General features: G+C 63.6%; 15 protein-coding genes and 1 pseudogene. 8 read left to right on the top strand and 8 right to left on the bottom strand.

All coding sequences use genetic code 11. The annotated features are described in order from the left end of the window. The first annotated feature begins 204 nt into the window (after positions 1–204). Positions 205–860, top strand: a pseudogene (locus N551_RS35335) (HAD-IA family hydrolase). A 72-nt stretch (positions 861–932) separates the two neighbouring features. Here N551_RS35335 and N551_RS0111190 read toward each other — a convergent pair. Both N551_RS0111190 and N551_RS0111195 read right to left on the bottom strand, forming a co-directional pair. After that, complete coding sequence (locus tag N551_RS0111190) at positions 933–1,886, bottom strand: cytochrome D1 domain-containing protein (RefSeq protein ID WP_027567057.1); 954 nt, start codon at positions 1,884–1,886, stop codon at positions 933–935. A 2-nt stretch (positions 1,887–1,888) separates the two neighbouring features. Then, positions 1,889–2,470: an SRPBCC family protein gene (locus tag N551_RS0111195; RefSeq protein ID WP_027567058.1), complete on the bottom strand. Its 582-nt coding sequence runs from the start codon at positions 2,468–2,470 to the stop codon at positions 1,889–1,891. Between the two features lie 1,064 nt (positions 2,471–3,534). On the opposite strand from N551_RS0111195, the gene N551_RS0111200 reads away from it, so the two are divergent. Next, positions 3,535–5,607 (top strand): DUF1217 domain-containing protein, encoded by a 2,073-nt coding sequence (locus N551_RS0111200; protein ID WP_027567059.1) that lies wholly within the window; start codon positions 3,535–3,537, stop codon positions 5,605–5,607. Positions 5,608–5,623: 16 nt separating this feature from the next. Here the strand turns inward: N551_RS0111200 and N551_RS0111205 are convergent, their stop codons facing one another. From N551_RS0111205 to N551_RS0111215, 3 genes are all read right to left on the bottom strand, one after another. Beyond that, entirely contained in the window at positions 5,624–6,484 is an 861-nt protein-coding gene (locus N551_RS0111205; RefSeq protein ID WP_027567060.1) for a PCC domain-containing protein, read from the bottom strand. A 9-nt stretch (positions 6,485–6,493) separates the two neighbouring features. Continuing rightward, positions 6,494–8,101: an acyl-CoA synthetase gene (locus N551_RS0111210; RefSeq protein WP_027567061.1), complete on the bottom strand. Its 1,608-nt coding sequence runs from the start codon at positions 8,099–8,101 to the stop codon at positions 6,494–6,496. A gap of 105 nt (positions 8,102–8,206) precedes the next feature. Continuing rightward, positions 8,207–8,704, bottom strand: coding sequence for a hypothetical protein (locus N551_RS0111215; protein WP_027567062.1), 498 nt, complete (start codon positions 8,702–8,704; stop codon positions 8,207–8,209). A 94-nt stretch (positions 8,705–8,798) separates the two neighbouring features. Here N551_RS0111215 and N551_RS38730 point away from each other — a divergent pair, with 94 nt between their 5' ends. After that, positions 8,799–9,158 carry a hypothetical protein gene (locus N551_RS38730; RefSeq protein ID WP_027567063.1) on the top strand — a complete coding sequence of 120 codons (360 nt, stop codon included), beginning with the start codon at positions 8,799–8,801 and terminating at the stop codon, positions 9,156–9,158. A 63-nt stretch (positions 9,159–9,221) separates the two neighbouring features. Here the strand turns inward: N551_RS38730 and N551_RS0111225 are convergent, their stop codons facing one another. After that, the gene (locus tag N551_RS0111225; RefSeq protein ID WP_027567064.1) at positions 9,222–10,151 is read right to left on the bottom strand and encodes a tetratricopeptide repeat protein; all 930 of its coding nucleotides are present in this window, start codon (positions 10,149–10,151) and stop codon (positions 9,222–9,224) included. A 103-nt stretch (positions 10,152–10,254) separates the two neighbouring features. On the opposite strand from N551_RS0111225, the gene N551_RS0111230 reads away from it, so the two are divergent. Then, positions 10,255–10,530, top strand: coding sequence for a GNAT family N-acetyltransferase (locus tag N551_RS0111230; RefSeq protein ID WP_027567065.1), 276 nt, complete (start codon positions 10,255–10,257; stop codon positions 10,528–10,530). A 53-nt stretch (positions 10,531–10,583) separates the two neighbouring features. Here the strand turns inward: N551_RS0111230 and N551_RS0111235 are convergent, their stop codons facing one another. Next, positions 10,584–10,973 (bottom strand): DUF3597 domain-containing protein, encoded by a 390-nt coding sequence (locus N551_RS0111235; RefSeq protein ID WP_027567066.1) that lies wholly within the window; start codon positions 10,971–10,973, stop codon positions 10,584–10,586. 334 nt (positions 10,974–11,307) lie between these two features. On the opposite strand from N551_RS0111235, the gene N551_RS0111240 reads away from it, so the two are divergent. Both N551_RS0111240 and N551_RS0111245 read left to right on the top strand, forming a co-directional pair. Continuing rightward, complete coding sequence (locus N551_RS0111240; RefSeq protein WP_027567067.1) at positions 11,308–12,216, top strand: DUF2189 domain-containing protein; 909 nt, start codon at positions 11,308–11,310, stop codon at positions 12,214–12,216. Between the two features lie 130 nt (positions 12,217–12,346). Further along, entirely contained in the window at positions 12,347–13,171 is an 825-nt protein-coding gene (locus N551_RS0111245) for a lytic murein transglycosylase (protein ID WP_027567068.1), read from the top strand. Between the two features lie 67 nt (positions 13,172–13,238). Here N551_RS0111245 and N551_RS0111250 read toward each other — a convergent pair whose 3' ends face one another. After that, positions 13,239–13,565: a hypothetical protein gene (locus N551_RS0111250; protein ID WP_027567069.1), complete on the bottom strand. Its 327-nt coding sequence runs from the start codon at positions 13,563–13,565 to the stop codon at positions 13,239–13,241. 633 nt (positions 13,566–14,198) lie between these two features. On the opposite strand from N551_RS0111250, the gene N551_RS36920 reads away from it, so the two are divergent. Both N551_RS36920 and trmFO read left to right on the top strand, forming a co-directional pair. Further along, positions 14,199–14,351, top strand: coding sequence for a DUF1127 domain-containing protein (locus N551_RS36920; protein WP_007590701.1), 153 nt, complete (start codon positions 14,199–14,201; stop codon positions 14,349–14,351). A gap of 126 nt (positions 14,352–14,477) precedes the next feature. Beyond that, the gene (gene trmFO, locus N551_RS0111260) at positions 14,478–15,905 is read left to right on the top strand and encodes a methylenetetrahydrofolate--tRNA-(uracil(54)-C(5))-methyltransferase (FADH(2)-oxidizing) TrmFO (protein ID WP_027567070.1); all 1,428 of its coding nucleotides are present in this window, start codon (positions 14,478–14,480) and stop codon (positions 15,903–15,905) included. Positions 15,906–15,911 lie beyond the last annotated feature (6 nt).

Below are 15,911 nucleotides of genomic sequence, written 5' to 3' on the forward strand. Positions count from 1 at the left end.
GGGTACTGTTCGGCGATGACCTCGAACGTCGTATCCTCTGCCCAGCTCGCGCGATACTAATGCGACTAGCACACGCGTCCAGCGGATCACCGGTGTCGCCCATGATCGCCGCGTTGATTTCAATCCGTTCGTACCGCATGGCTTTTCCTCGCATTTAGGCGAATAAGAGCACGCCACATCTCTTCTGCTAGCGAACCCCGCCCTTTGCCCTACTCCCTCGCCATCTTCGATCTCGACGGCACCCTGGCCGACAGCTTTCCTTGGTTCCTGCGCACCATCAACGATGTCGCCGATCGCTTCGGCTTTCGCCGCGTACGAGACGAGGATGTCGAGGGGCTGCGGCATGCTTCGACGCGGGAGATCCTCAGCCGGCTCGAAGTGCCTTTGTGGAAGCTGCCGGCGATCGCGCGGCATGCGCGGCGGCTGAAGGCGGAGGCTGCGGCGGAGATTTCGCTGTTCGCGGGCGTCGAGACGATGCTGCGGACGCTGGCGGAGAGCGGCGTACAGCTCGCGCTGGTGACGTCGGACAGCGAGGCCAATGCGCGCGAGAAGCTCGGCGATTGCGCGGCGCTGTTCGCCCATTTCGATTGCGCGGCGTCGTTGTTCGGCAAGCCGTCGAAATTTCGCCGCGTCATGCGGCGCGCCGGCGTGGAGCCGGCAAGGTCATCGCGATCGGCGACGAGGTGCGCGACATCGAGGCGGCGCGGACCGTTGGGATTGCTTGTGGCGCGGTCAGTTGGGGCTATGCGGCACCGGCGGCGTTGCAGGCGCTGGCGCCAGATCATGTGTTCGCGCGCATCGACGACATCACGCCCGTGTTGTGCTCGCATCGTTTTGTAGGGCGGATTAGCGAAGCGTAATCCGCCGATCCTGCCCCGACTTAAAGACGGCGGGTTACGCTTCGCTAACCCGCCCTACGCACCGAAACCACCCTACTCCGTCCTTCGCAAAAACGCCCCGAACGCGCGCGGGCCGTCGCCGGTCTTGACCTCGCCGATCACCTTCAGCTCGACCGCATCGATGATATCGAGCGTGTTGCTCTCCCAGCAGGCGACGATGATGCGCTTGCCGTCGGCGGTCGCGGCAATGCCTTCGGGATAATCGCCAACGTTGATCCGCTTGATCGGCTTCAGCGTCGCCAGATCGAACACGCTGACAGTGCCGCCATATTGGTCGGTGACGAAGCCGCGGCCCTGCGCCAGCGCCACCGCATAGGGCCGCATCCCGACCGGCACGCGGCCGATCTCGTTACCCGCGGCGATATCGATCGCGGAGACGTCGTTGGAGCCGACATTGGCGGTGTAGGCGCGCTTGCCCTCGGAATCGATGGTGACGCCGAACGGACGCGTTCCGACCTTGATGGTCGTCTTGCGCTGGCGCGTCGCGGTGTCGACCACCGATACGCTGTCGTCGTCGCGGTCGGCCGAGAGTAGCAGCTTGCCATCCGGCGTCACCGCGAGGCCCGACGGCGAGGCGCCGACCGCGATGCTGGCCGTGACGCTGCGGCTCGCCGCGTCGATCACCCGCACGGCCGCCGCATACCAGTCCGCGACATAGACGGTGCGGCCATCAGGCGCGACGGCAATGCCGAGCGGCCCGCCGCCGACCCCGATCCGCCCCGCAACCTGCCGCGTTGCCGCGTCCACCACGGTCACGGCCTTGGCATCCGGGCTCGTCACATAGGCAAAGCGCCCGTCCGCGCTGACGGCGACGCCAGCGGGCTTGCCGCCGATCGGGATGGTCGCGACGCTGCGTGCCGTGGCGAGATCCACGACCATCAGATTGTCGCTGAGCTGGTTCGTGACGAACGCCTCTTCGGCGGACGCATGCGCGATGCCGGCAAGGCAAAGGCTGGCGGCGAGCGCCGCCAGGACCAGCGCCCGCACCGTCAGCTTCCGCTCTCGATCTTCTTCTTGAGTGCCTCGAGGCCCGCCTGGTACAGCCCCTTCACCGCCTTGACCGCGGCCTCGTCGCTCAGCTCCGGCGGAGGATCGTTGTTGGGAAAGCCGCGGTAGAACGCGCCAGCCCATTCCAGGGTCGAGGCCTTGCCGTCAGCGCTCGGCGTCACCGTCAACGTCGAGGAGTAATTGGTCACTGGCAGCACCTTCACGTCCACATTGGTGATCCGATAGGAATAGGTCATGGCGGCGGCATCGAACTTGTAGAGCTCCTCCTCGACGGTCGCTCCTCCCGTCAGCGTCAGCTTCCGCGTCGCGCCGATCTCGTTGCCCTTCTCGCCCTCGGTCTTGGTGACCGGCGGCAGCCAGCTCATGTCCTGGAAATTGCCGACCGCGGCCCACACCTTGGCCGGGGCAGCACTGATCTCGATGGATTCGCGCACCTTCTGCCGGGTCGGACCGTGGGCCCAGGCCGATGTCGAAGCCGGGCCAAACGCCGCCGTCAAGGCCGCCGCGCTCGCGGTCGTCAGCATCGCGGCCAGCACCGTGCGCCGTCCAATCGTCACCCTCATCTCGTTTCCTCATGCGTCTCGTTGGTCGTGCGCGACTTGGGGCGCGCCGCGATCATCCTAGCGCATTTTGGGGCCGAGGGGAGACCGGTTCATGGCGCCGTTACGGCAGGTGCTCGCAGGTCCACAAATCCTTGCGCCGGACGGCGGGCAAAACCCCAATGGAAGGTCAATCACACGGAGCAAAAATAATTCTCTTTATCCGTATTTCGGATTACCGTATAAAAAGCCACCCCAACCCGGGCCGAGGGGCGGATCGCGATCGTCACGAACGCGGGATGGGACGTGGTGGACGCAGGCGGCGTCGGCGCGAAGGGCTTTGCAGGGCGGGAAACCGTGAGCGAAGGCGGCGCGCACACGACCGGTGCAGCCTGCGTACGGCAAAATCGTGTGGTCCTGGCGCCCGGGGTCTGTGCGCCAAGTGTTGCGGTGATGTGGCGGCCCGACCGGGTCCGCACCATCAGTCATCCGCAAGGCGACGGGGGCAATAGTGCATCGCTCCCCGGGAGAGATCACGACATAAGCCGTAAAACCACTGCGCAGGGAAAGCCGTGTGTTGGGCTTCACCTGTATGCCGCTGTGCAGCCTCTTGTAGCGCAACCTTCGCACAGTGGACCGTGGGTGCCAGCCGGCACCCGGCCTTCCCTGCGCCCTCGGCATTTTTGAGGGCGATGGCTACCGCAAAGCTCGGGCGCGATGTGCCGCGAGAATGCGAAACCGCGTGTCTGATGTGGGTCGCAATGCCAGATGAATTCGGGCTCTCGTGCCCCGGACGTAGCGCAGCGCCCCTCAGCGCTGCGTCCCGTCCGGGACGAGAGCCATTCTGATCGATCTCTGGGTGGGGACATATCCGGAACGCAACCCTCGCGAAAGCTGCATCTGAGAAACATACAGCAACAAAACCCGACATGCGTCACGCGGGCAAACTGGAATCTGAGATTGCGGTCCGAAATCGCCCTCGAGAACCCAGTCCTGAGACAGTTGGCAGGCATGAGGCCGGCCCCACCTCGCGACCCCGCAATGATTGACGGACGTCCGGGACCGTAAGAAGCCGCGAGGAGTGCGCGATGGTATCGACCTATTTCAGTTACAGCTACATCACGCGCAATCTCAAGCAGTCCCTGACGCGGGTCGAACAGCAACAGGACGTCGCGCGAGAGGCCGCGTATTACAAAGCCCACATCGGCAAGGTGAAGTCCGTCGACGACTTCATGAAAGACTATCGCCTTTATCACTATGCAACGAAGGCATATGGCCTGGAAGACATGGCCTACGCCAAGGCCTTCTTGAAAAAGGTGCTGGAGAGCGACCTCGCTGACGCAAACAGCTTTGTCAACAAGCTGGTCGACAAGCGTTACCGCGAGTTCGCCGCGGCATTTTCCTTCAATGGCAGTGCAACCCCGGTTGCGCAATCGGAGAACCAGACCGACGAGATGATCGGTCTGTACACGGCGACCAGGAAGAGCGAGGTCGATGCACTTGCCAGCGACTCCAATTACTACAGCGCCGAAATCGGCAACATCAGCAGTGCAGACCAGCTCCTGAACAACGACCGTCTTCGCAACTATGTTTATTCGGCGTACGGGATCGATCAAAGCAAGTGGTCACGTGACACGATAAGCCAGGTCTTGCGCAGCGATCCGTCCGATCCAAACAGCTACGTCAACACCAATTTCGCTTCTCAGCTGAGTGGCCTCAACGCCGACCTTGCTCAAGCCCGATCGGATGTCACCGCGGCCAATTCAAGGATAGCCGACTACACCACCCAGCTATCGCAGCCGGGCGCGAACGTGACCCAGTTGAACGTCCAGATCCTGGTCGAAAAGCATCATTTGGAGTCATATACGAACAGCATTTCCAGCCTGAGCGACCAGATAGGGACGATTGGCGGGTTCGTCGACCTGGCCGGCGCGTTCGAGTTTTCCTCCGACGGGTCGCTTCCGTCGGGCGTATCCGCGCAGACTGCTGCAAACGTCACGATCACGAAGCAGAGGTTCGACGACAGCAAGTCCGCCGTCTATTCGGCGGCGAGCCCGTTGAACGAAGCTTTTGCAATCAGGCAATTCCGAATTGCCATCCTCAAGATCAATTCAGTCCAGGCGTTCGTATCGACACCGGGCGTGTATGATTTTGCCCTGGGAGCCGTCGGCCTCGACCCTCGAAACGTCTCGCCGGCGACTGTCAAGGCCGTGCTCGAAAGCGATATCAACGACCCCAAGAGCTACGTCTATACCCTCAAGGACGATCGATATTTGGAGCTGGCACGCGCCTTCAACTTCGACGCAAAAGGCAATCTGACGACCCCCTTGGTGGCTCAGGACTCGGCTGAAGTCCTCCAGACCGCGAAGGACTACGTCATTGGAGCGGTGAAGAGCGCAAGCACGGCAACTCCCCAGCAGCAGGCCGCAGTTCGGGCACAGGCCACGAAGGACGCGACGGAATATCAGCAAGCCATCACCGGCATCGACAGTGTTTCCGATCTTCTCGCAAACAGGCCGATGGTCGATTTCATTCTTTTGGCCAAGGGTCTGGATCCCAAGAAGGTCAGCACCGAATTTCTCAGGAAGATTTTCGCCTCCGATCTGAACGATCCAAAGAGCTTGGCGAACACGCAAAGCGATCCTCGCTTCGCCGAAATCGTGGCGTCGTTCAATTTCGACAGTCAAGGCAACGTCGCGCGTCTTCCGATGATGGGTCCGCAGAAGCGGGATCAGTTTCGGGAAACACAAGCGAACTATGTCGAGCAAAGCCTCGAGCAGCAGCAAGGGGATGCGAATCCCGGCGTCCGCCTGGCGCTCTATTTCCAGCGAAAGGCCGGGGACATCACGTCCGCGTATGACATCCTTGCCGACAAGGCTCTTTCAGAGGTGTTCAGGACCACTTTCGATCTGCCTGACTCGATGGCGGCGATGCCGATCGATCAGCAGGCCAAATTCGTGGACAGATTCATGAAGGTCAAGGATCTGTCCGATCCCGCGAAGGTTACAAAGCTGCTGAGCCGTTTCTCCGCCATGTATGACATCAGAAACAGCCAGAGCACCGGCCAGGGTCAATCTCCTCTGCTCAACCTGTTTCAGGGATCGAGTTCGGGGATCAGTGACGCCACGTACTTGGCCATTGCCAAGCTGCGCGCCCACTGATGATCGCTCTCCGGAACTAGCCCAAGACCTCGAGCGCCAGCTCCATGGTCATCAGCACGGGATTGTCGCCACGGATCAGACGACCCTCCGCTATGCCGCCGGTGTAGTCGATCAGGGCGACGTCGAGCGCGGCTTCGAGCGCGCCGGAGGAGCCGGCCGCAATCGTGCCGGCTGTGACCGCAAGCTCGGTCGCGAAGGGCTCGGTCACGCCGCCATCGGTGAAGCGCGCCCCAATGGTCGAACCAACACCGCCATGGATCCTGGCGCGCGCGATGCCCTGCGCGCGGCAGAAGTCTTCGAGACAGCCGGCAAAATCCTGATTGGGGCGCAACCGCAGCGCGAAAGCCCGGCTGGTCGTGCGCGCGCCGGTGCGCGCAGCCGCCACCGGCCCGAACAGCTTGAAATTGGTCTCGGGATCGGGCTCGGCGCTGAACATCGCGCCATCGACACCGAAGGCCTCGACGTGGAAGGGCTCGGCGACATCAGTCTCGTCCGGCAGCATGTGGCCGCCACTGGCGCGGCCATCGGCCTCCGTCCACAGCCCGTGGCAATGAAAGAACGGCGCACCATCGCGCATGCCCAGCGTCATGCTGCCGAGCCTGGTGCGCGTCACGCCGCCCGGCCGGAATGTGTCGCTATAGAACGCGGCGTTCTCGCTGGTCTTCGACAGCGCCGGCATGACATAGCCGAACGGCCCGAGCGTGCCGTGCCCGAAGTTGAGCACACCGCCAGCAAATCCCTCCGCGGCAAAACCGCGCCGCGCGGCTTCCAGCAGCGGCAGGCCTGCTTGAAGCGTGAAGGAGAAGGGACGCCCCCTCGCCTCCACCCATTGGATACGCTCGGCGACCGGCGCGCCTGGCTGCTTGATGCTGCGCATGACCTTCGCTCAGCCCGCCCGTGTCTTGTCGAGATCGAGCAGCCCGCGCGCCTCGAGTTCGTCGCGAACCATCCGTTTGGGAATCTTGCCGTAGCCGGATTTCGGCAAGGCCTCCCAGAAGAAGAACCGCTTCGGCATCTTGTAGCGCGGCACCTTGGGGCCGAGGAATGCCGCCATCTCCGCTTCGCTCACCGGCTTCGCGCCCTCGCGGGCGACGCAGACGGCAACGCCGACCTCGCCCCAGGTCGCATCGGGCACGCCGAGCACCGCGACCTCGCCGACGCAAGGATGCGTCAGGATCTTCTCCTCGATCTCGCGCGGATAGATGTTGGAGCCGCCGGAGATGTACATGTCGGAGGCTCGTCCCGTGATGTAGACGAACCCCTCCTCGTCCAAATGGCCGAGATCGCCAGTGCGGAACCAGCCGTTGCGGAACGCCTTCGCATTGGCCTCGGGATTGTCGTAGTAGCCGGCAAGGACCGCGGGGCCGATCACGCAGATCTCGCCGCTCTGGTTGGCGCTGAGTTCGCGGCCCTCGTCGTCCTGGATCGAAACCTGCATGCCGGTACGCTCGAAGCCACAGGTGCCGATCTTCGCGTGCGGTCCGTCCTCGGGATCATGCAGCGCCGCCGGCAGCACCGTGATGTTGCCGGTCACCTCGCCGAGACCGAAATACTGCACGATGACCTTGCCGAGCTTCCTCAGCGCAGCCTTCTGGTCCTCGCGATACATCGGCGCACCCGCATAGATCACCTGGCGCAGCGAGGAGTGGTCGTATTTGTCGGCGGCGGGATGCTCGACCATCATCTTCAGAATGGTCGGCACCACAAAGAGATTGCTGACCCGATGCGCCTCGATCAGGCGGAACGCCTCGTCGATGTCGAATTTCTCCGTCGGCAGCAGCACGGTGCACACGCCGCGCGCGGTCTGAACCAGCTGATGCACGCCGGCGCCATGCGACAGCGGCGCCACCACCAGCGAGGCATCCGCTTCGGTGACGCCGGGGGTGAGATCGGCGAGATGGTTGGTGACGACAAAACCCATCTGACCGTGAGTGAGCACCGCCGCCTTGGAGCGGCCGGTGGTGCCCGACGTAAAGAAGAACCAGCAGGGATCGTCATGCTCGACCGCGACGTTCTCGACCATTGTGCCGGCGCGCGACGCGACGGCATCCGCAACCGACGTCTCGGCAAATGGCGCCCGACCGTCGATGCTCCAGGTAAATTCCAGCGCTCCGCCCTTCACCGCCGCGGCGTGCTCGGGAAAATCGACGTGACACAGAAACGCCTTCGCGCCGGAGGCCTGCGCAAGATAAGTCACCTCGTCCGGCATCAGTCGGAAATTGGTGGGTACCCAGACCGCGCCGAGCCGGAACGCAGCGAACATCGAGAAGAACATCTCATCGCCGTTCTTGGAATGGACGAGGATACGGTCGCCCTTGGCGATGCCGCGCGCCGCGAGGGCTGCCGCCAGCGCCGAGACCTGCGCATCGATCTCGCGCCAGGTCCAGGATCTCTCGCCCCAGACAAAACCGGGACGCGCCCCATGCCGCCGCGCATTCTGGGTTAGCATGTGAGCGAGATTCATGACGCGGCGGGACATGCGCAGGGGCTGCATCGGGCTTCCTCTTCGACGGCGGACGGCACGCGAGCCGCCCGCTCATTGCAGCCCATTTATCGCCATAGCCAGTGCCCCTGCAAGGCCACTGGCCGCGAACCTGCCTTAAGGCTGCTTGAACGCGAACGGCGCCACCGAGATGGCCCTCTCCTTGACGCAAGCCTGCGCGCCAAAGCCGCCGCAATAGCTTCCATGCAGATCAAAACGGATGGTGCGCGCCGCACCCCGCTTCATTGGTTTTGGCTTGATCTCGTAGCTGCGGACACGGCCATCAAAGACGGGTTGCACACTGCCATCCGGCAACGTGACCAGGATGTTCATGACGCAGCCGCCGGTTCCGCAGTAGGTCGTCTCGCGATCGCCGCATTTGGTGTCGCGGAAATCGACGAGGTAGTCGTCGCGGCCGTCGCCGGTCAGGTCGATCCGGCGCACCGTATCCGGCGCAAAAGTCACCGCGCCGCCGCCTTGGCTCTCGCATTCCTCATTGGCGTAGCGCACAGCCTTCTGCACGCCGGGGAGATAGTCGGCAGGATTGAACGGCTTTGCGTCGTCGGCGCGCGCAGCGGTTGCGAACAGGACGAGCAGGAGGATCAGATATCGCATTGGCATTGGTCGTCAGCGCAGCCGCGATCGTTCAGGAAATTTTAAACATGATCGGCGCAACCTTCGTCAGTTCTCGCGTACAGAGTGCCGCATCATGGTCAAAGCGCCCGCCCTCCTCCTGTTGTCGCTGGCGCTTGCCGGATGTGCCGTGGGCCCGCAAGCTCATCTCGCCTCCGATCCCGCCTTCAAGTCTGCGCGCTATGCCTGGGATGGCGCCGGCGACAATCCCAATCACCCGCGCGCTGGCTCAGAATCAACACGGACCGTCGCGCGATCCGAGCGCAACAGGTCGCAAGCCGGGCTTCAGCCCTATTCGAAGGAATGGTGGCAGGCGCAGGACGGCATCGAGGCCGAACAGGACGCCAGGGTCAACCGTTCCCTCGTCATCTGCCAGGGATGCCTGCGGCCGCAGGCGCAGCCCGAGAATTCCAGGCTCGCCAAGGCGACCGATTGAAGCATCCGGACTATCAGGACCTGGTGGAAGTCCAGCCCCGTGGCCGCGAGAAGCGACCGCGAGCTACAACGCTCCGAGCTTCCTGAGCTGCTCCTGCGCCGTCGGCAGGCCAGGCTTCAATTCCAGCGCCTTCCTGAAATCGGCAATCGCGCCTTGTTTGTCGCCGAGCCGCAGCTTGGCTTGTCCGCGGTTGCTCCACGAGAACACGTCGGAGGGATCGTATTGCAGCGCCTTGTCGTAGTCGGAAAGGCCGCCCTTGCTGTCGCCCTGATAGAGCCGGATCATGCCGCGATTGCGCCAGCCGCGCGCATCGGTCGGCGCAACACGGATCGCCTCGCCATAATCGGCGGCGGCGCGATCAAGCTGCTCGCTGTCGCGATAGACGTTGCCGCGGTCGATATAGGCGAGCAGATCGGGCGCAAGCTTGATCCGCGTGGTGTAGTCGGCGATGGCGTGCGCCATGTCCTGCTTGCGGTAATACACCAACGCGCGATTGGCGTAGGCCATGGCGTATTTGGGGTCGCGCTTGATCGCCGCGTCGAAGTCGGCGAAGGCGCCGTCGAGGTCGCCCTTGTTGAAACGCGACTCGCCGCGATTGCAGTAGGCCAGCGCCAGCGACGGATCGAGCTTGATGGCCAGGTCGTAATCGGCGATGGCGCGATCATAGTCGCGCTTGAAACTGTGGACACGGCCCCGATTGTTGTAGGCGCAGGCATAGCCGGGGTCGAGCCTGACCGCCTCGTCGAGATCGGACAGCGCCGCATCGAGCTCGCGCTTCTCCGTGAGGCCATGACCGCGATTGCAATAGGCGCCGGCGAGCCGGGGTCCGCTCTCGCTCTTGGTTTCGATCACGGTCGAGCAAGCCTTGATCCGCTGGTCCGGCGTGCTGGTCAATCCGACGCAAGCCTCCCAGGCCGGACCGCCTGCCGCCGAAGCCGGCGCCGGCGAGATCAGCGCGGCGAGCAGCGCGATGAGGCTGAGCGGGACACGCATTTTCCGGATATCTCCCCTGCGGCAACCACTCTTGGTCGCACCTTGGCAAGGGCCGGTTCAGGCGCCTAGATCAGAGGCAAGCAGCATGTCGGAAGGATTTTGCATGGCGCCATCGGTACGGGACAACAAGGACAGAAGCCGCTTCGAGCTCGATGTCGGCAGCGAAATCGCCTTCGCCAATTACCGGCTGACCCCGTCGGCAGTGATCATCACCCACACCGAGACGCCGCACGCGCTGCGCGGCCGCGGCATCGGCTCCGAGCTGGTCAAGGGCGCGCTGGAATTAATCCGCCGCGACGGCAGGAAGGTGATCGCCGGTTGCGGCTTCGTCGTCGACTATCTCGACAGGCATCCGGAAGATGCGGATCTCGTCGCCTGAATGCAAAAGGGCCCGCGCGATCGCGGGCCCTTGGATTGCGACCGGGCGACCGGTCAGTGCTTGATCTCCGGCGGCAGCTTGCCGCCGTTGGCGGCGAGCTTGGACATCACCTGCTTGTGCAGCCAGACGTTCATGCTCGCGGAATCGTTGGTGTCGCCGCTGTAGCCGAGCTCCTTGGCCAGGTCCTTGCGCGCAGCGAGGCTGGAATCGATGTCGAGCGCCTTCATCAGGTCGACGATCGAGGTGCGCCATTCCAGCTTCTCGCCCTTGTGCGCGGCGGCCGCCGCATCGACGATCGAGGCGACGTCCACCGTCGCCGCGGACGCCGATCCGCTCGGCGCGGCCCCTGCGGGCGCACTGCCCGACGGTGCGCTGCCTGCGGGCGCGGCGGAAGCTGGCTGGCTACCGAAGATCGCGCCCATAATTTTCCCGAAAATGCTCATGTCTGCTCCCCGAAAAGGACCCGCTGGAGGGCCTTGAGTGGCACTTATAGACCAAGTTGCATCGTTGCACCCGCAAAGTTCCGCGGACCAGCAAGCAGCATCAGCTTATCTACGGCGAAATGACGACCGAATGACATCATCGAGGTTGCGCTGCGGCATCGAATCTCACCCAAGCGTGAGGGACAGGACTCGCAAATGGGCGTACGCTCGACATTCAGTTCGCGTGCCATCCGGAATTCGAGCGTCTGGTTGGGAATCGCGAAACTCAGAATAGCGGCCGCTTGCGCCGTTTGCTGGCGCCAGATGCGGCCGCATGGCAAGGGAGCTAGCGACCATGGCCACACTCTACCAGGGCAATGTCCCCACCGTGGCCCAGACCGCAGAAGCGGCTGGACCGGTGATCCGAACCATCCAACTCTCCGATCTGCACGATGCGCTCAAGCGCGGCTGGGACGATTTCAAGGCGGTGCCGAGCCACGCCATCATCCTCTGCGTGATCTATCCTGTGCTGGGCCTCGTGCTCGCCCGCGTGGTGATGGGCTATTCAGTGCTGCCGTTGTTGTTTCCGTTGGCCGCGGGCTTCGCGCTGATCGGCCCGTTCGCGGCGCTCGGTCTCTACGAGCTCTCCAGCCGGCGCGAGCGCTATGAGGAGGCCAGCGCCTGGGATGCCATGGAGGTGCTGCGTTCGCCCTCCTTCGGCGCCATGCTCGGTCTCGGCGCGCTGCTGCTGGCCCTGTTCGTGACCTGGGTTGCGACCGCGCAGGCGATCTACGTCGCCGCTTTCGGCTATGAGGGCGCGTCCGGGATCTCGGATTTTCTGACGCGCGTTCTCACGAGCCGGCAAGGCTGGTGGCTGATCGTGGTCGGCTGCGGCACCGGCTTCCTGTTCGCCCTTGCCGCGCTCTGCATCAGCGCCGTGTCGTTCCCGCTGATGCTCGACCGCCATGCCGGCGCGTTCGAGGCCATGGTGACGTCGCTGCGCGTCGTCGCGAAGAACCCGGTGCCGATGGCGGCCTGGGGCCTGATCGTGGCCGTCCTGCTGGCGCTGGGCACGATTCCCGCCTTCCTCGGCCTTGCCGTGGTCGTCCCCGTGCTCGGCCATGCCACCTGGCATCTCTACCGCAAGGTAATCGCCGCCGATCCGGGCGCGCGTCCGGTGCCGCCTCCGCCGCATCGTCCACGCAAGCCGGCCGCCGACTTCCCCGCCAACCTCTTCCCCTGGCGCAATCGGAACGACGCCTGACGATTTCGTGACGTGCGATCCTGCCCCGGAGCGGGCAGGATCGCGCACTGTCATACGCCTTGCTTTGGCCGCGGTTTCCATCGAGATTGCGCCCGCCGTTCAGATCACTTCACGGAATTTATTTGCTCGAATGACCCCGACGATTTCTCGTCTCGCCCTCGCAGCCTTAGCCATCACCGCATCCATCCTATCCGCTCAGCCCGCGCTCGCCGCGGTTGCCTGCGGCTCGGGCAATTTCGACGCGTGGCTTGCAGACTTCAAAACCGACGCCGCGGCCAAAGGCGTCTCGCAACAGGCCATTTCCGCCGGGCTCGCCGGTGTGACGCTCGATCAGAGCGTGCTCAACCGCGACCGCTCGCAGAAGGTCTTCAGCCAGACCTTCGAGGAGTTTTCCGGCCGCATGGTGCCGCCGCGCCTGACGCGCGGCTCCAACATGATGAAGCAATACGGCTCGGTGCTGTCGCGCATCGAGCAGACCTACGGCGTGCCCGGCGAGGTGCTGGTCGCGATCTGGGGTCTCGAGACCGATTTCGGCGTCAATACCGGCAAGTTCGCGACCATCCGCTCGCTGGCGACGCTGGCCTATGACTGCCGGCGCTCCGAGCAATTTCGCGCCGAGCTGTTGGATGCGCTCCGCATCGTCCAGCGCGGCGACCTCGCACCGGCCGACATGAAGGGTGCCTGGGCCGGCGAGCTTGGCCAGACCCAGTTCATGCCTTCGTCATGGATGAAATACGCCGTCGATTTCGACGGCAATGGCAAGCGCGATCTCCTGCACAACGCCCCCGACGTGCTCGCCTCCACCGCGAACTATCTTGCCGGTTATGGCTGGCAGAAGGGCAAGGATTGGCAGCCGGGCAGTCCGAACTTCGCGGTGCTGCAGCAGTGGAACAAGAGCGAGGTCTATTCGAAGACCATCGCTTATTTCGCCACGCAGCTCGCGCGCGCCCCTTAGCAGCCCCTTGTCAAAACGCGTAGGGCCGATCGCCTGACGACCGGCCCTCTCTGTGCGTTTTTTACCCCTATTTGCCCATGGTGGCGTGCATCGCCTTGTTCAGATGCGCGCCGCACGCGCCCATTTTGCCGTTGAGCAGCGAGTCCTGCGCGGCCGCGATCTCCCTCTGCGCTACGAATTTGCCGTCACCATCGGCCATGTTCTCGATCGCGGTCTCGGTCTTCTCCAGATTGGCCGAACTGCAGCCGCCGGCGGCGTGCTTGGCGGCTTGGGCCGGCGCGACGGCGAATGCGACAGCGGCAATTGAGATAACCCCGAGTAACTTCGTCATGACGTTACCTTCCTTCTCTTGTTCTTGGGCCAGAGCCAGCGACATTGCCGGAGTCTGCGACATCACCTTCCTCCGCGCGCGGCAACTTGACGCAATGAATTCCCCGCGAGAATTGCGTGATGTTGCGCGCCACGCAGAGCCACATGCAGAATTTCTGATTTTCATTACACGTTTGTAATCAATGGCACACGTTCGGCGTGTGCACCGCGCCGGGGCGGCGGTTGGGCTGACCAAGCGGAATGAACTCGTCCCTGCCTGGCCGCCGTTCGTCACGTCGATCCGCCGGCGTCGGGTGAATCGCCGGCCACAGTGGAAAGGTGTCCGCGCAGGTCGTCGAGATGAACTCAAGTTCACTTTTATACTTCACTGAGCATGCGATTCGCGCATGCGAGACTTGGGTATAGGAGCTATTAATCACCTTGCGACGACCGGAAAGCAGCCTATTTGACTTTTGAATGGAACCGGCTGAGCTAAGATTAAATCCGTGAATTAACGGGTATTTTTAACAACATGCCCCCTGTTTCGCCTACGCTTTGGGCGGGAGTGCTTTCGGGTTAATCGTCCGTTACCAGTGCCATGCATTGGGCGCTTAGCTGCATCGCAACAACGGAACTTTCGCACTGCACCACTCTCACCTATATTCATTTCAACGATGAGGCTCGGGCAAGAGCTGAATCGAACTACAGGAGACTACCAATGCTGCTCTCGCTCATCCGTATGATCCAGGCTTTCCGGGACTATCAGCGCAATGTTGCCGAGCTGTCCCAGCTCAGCGATCGCGAATTGGCCGACATCGGCCTCGATCGCTCGGACATTCCGCGCGTTGCCGCCGGTCAGTATCAGGGCTGATATCGTTCAGCCCTCAACCGGACGAACCGATAGCGCCCGCCTCGTGCGGGCGTTGTCGCATCCGGAGGCAGAAAACTCGATCTCGGCGATTCCACTGACCGCCGAAAAGCGCTACCTGTCCGCCCCATGACAGGACCCCAATCAAATACCGTGCACGTGATCGGCGCAGGCCTTGCCGGCTCCGAAGCCGCCTGGCAGGTGGCCAAATCCGGCGTGCCCGTGGTGCTGCACGAGATGCGGCCGACCCGCACGACCGAGGCACACCGCACCGACGGGCTTGCCGAGCTCGTCTGCTCGAATTCGTTCCGCTCGGATGATGCCGCCAACAACGCCGTCGGCCTGCTGCATGCCGAGATGCGCCGCCTCGACTCGCTGATCATGCGCGCAGCCGACGCCAACCAGGTGCCCGCCGGCGGCGCGCTGGCGGTGGACCGCGACGGCTTCTCCGCGGCCGTCACCAAAGCGCTTAACGACCATCCCCTGATCGAGATCGCGCGCGGCGAGGTTGCAGGCCTGCCGCCCGCCGAATGGAGTAACGTCATCGTTGCGACCGGCCCCCTCACTTCGGCGCCGCTGGCCGACGCGATCCGCGAGCTGACCGACGAGAACGCCCTCGCCTTCTTCGACGCGATCGCACCGATCGTGCACCGCGAATCCATCGACATGTCGGTGGCCTGGTTCCAGTCGCGCTACGACAAGGTCGGCCCCGGCGGCACCGGCGCCGACTACATCAACTGCCCGATGACAAAGGAGCAGTATGACGGCTTCGTCGCAGCGCTGGTCGCCGGCGAGAAGGCCGAATTCAAGGAATGGGAGACCAACACGCCCTATTTCGACGGCTGTCTGCCGATCGAGGTCATGGCGGAACGCGGCCCCGAGACTCTTCGCCACGGGCCGATGAAGCCGGTCGGCCTCACCAATCCGCACGATCCCACCACTAAGGCCTACGCGATCGTACAACTGCGCCAGGACAACAAGCTCGGCACGCTCTACAACATCGTCGGCTTCCAGACGAAGCTGAAATACGGCGAGCAGCAACGCATCTTCCGCACCATTCCGGGGCTGGAGAACGCCGAATTTGCTCGCCTCGGCGGCCTGCATCGCAACACCTTTCTCAACTCGCCAAAGCTGCTCGACGGCCAATTGCGCCTGCGCGCGCAGCCGCGGCTGCGCTTTGCCGGCCAGATGACGGGCTGCGAGGGCTATGTGGAATCCGCCAGCGTCGGCCTGATTGCTGGCCTCTACGCGGCAGCGGACGTGCGCGGCGAGACGCTTGCGAGTCCGCCGGTCACGACGGCGCTCGGATCCCTGCTCGGCCACATCACCGGCGGCCATATCGAGACCGTCGAGCCCGGCACGCGCTCGTTCCAGCCAATGAACATCAATTTCGGCCTGTTCCCGCCGCTCGCCAGCGCACCGACGAAGAAGCCCGACGGAAGCCGACTGCGCGGCAACGAGAAGACGGTGGCCAAAAAGCAGGCGATGAGCGCGCTGGCGCTCGCCGATCTCGATCGCTGGATCGCTGATCACCTGCGCATTGCCGCTGCGGCGTGAGTTTTC

Source organism: Bradyrhizobium sp. URHA0013 (assembly GCF_000518345.1).
In the GTDB taxonomy this organism is placed as follows: Bacteria; Pseudomonadota; Alphaproteobacteria; order Rhizobiales; family Xanthobacteraceae; genus Bradyrhizobium.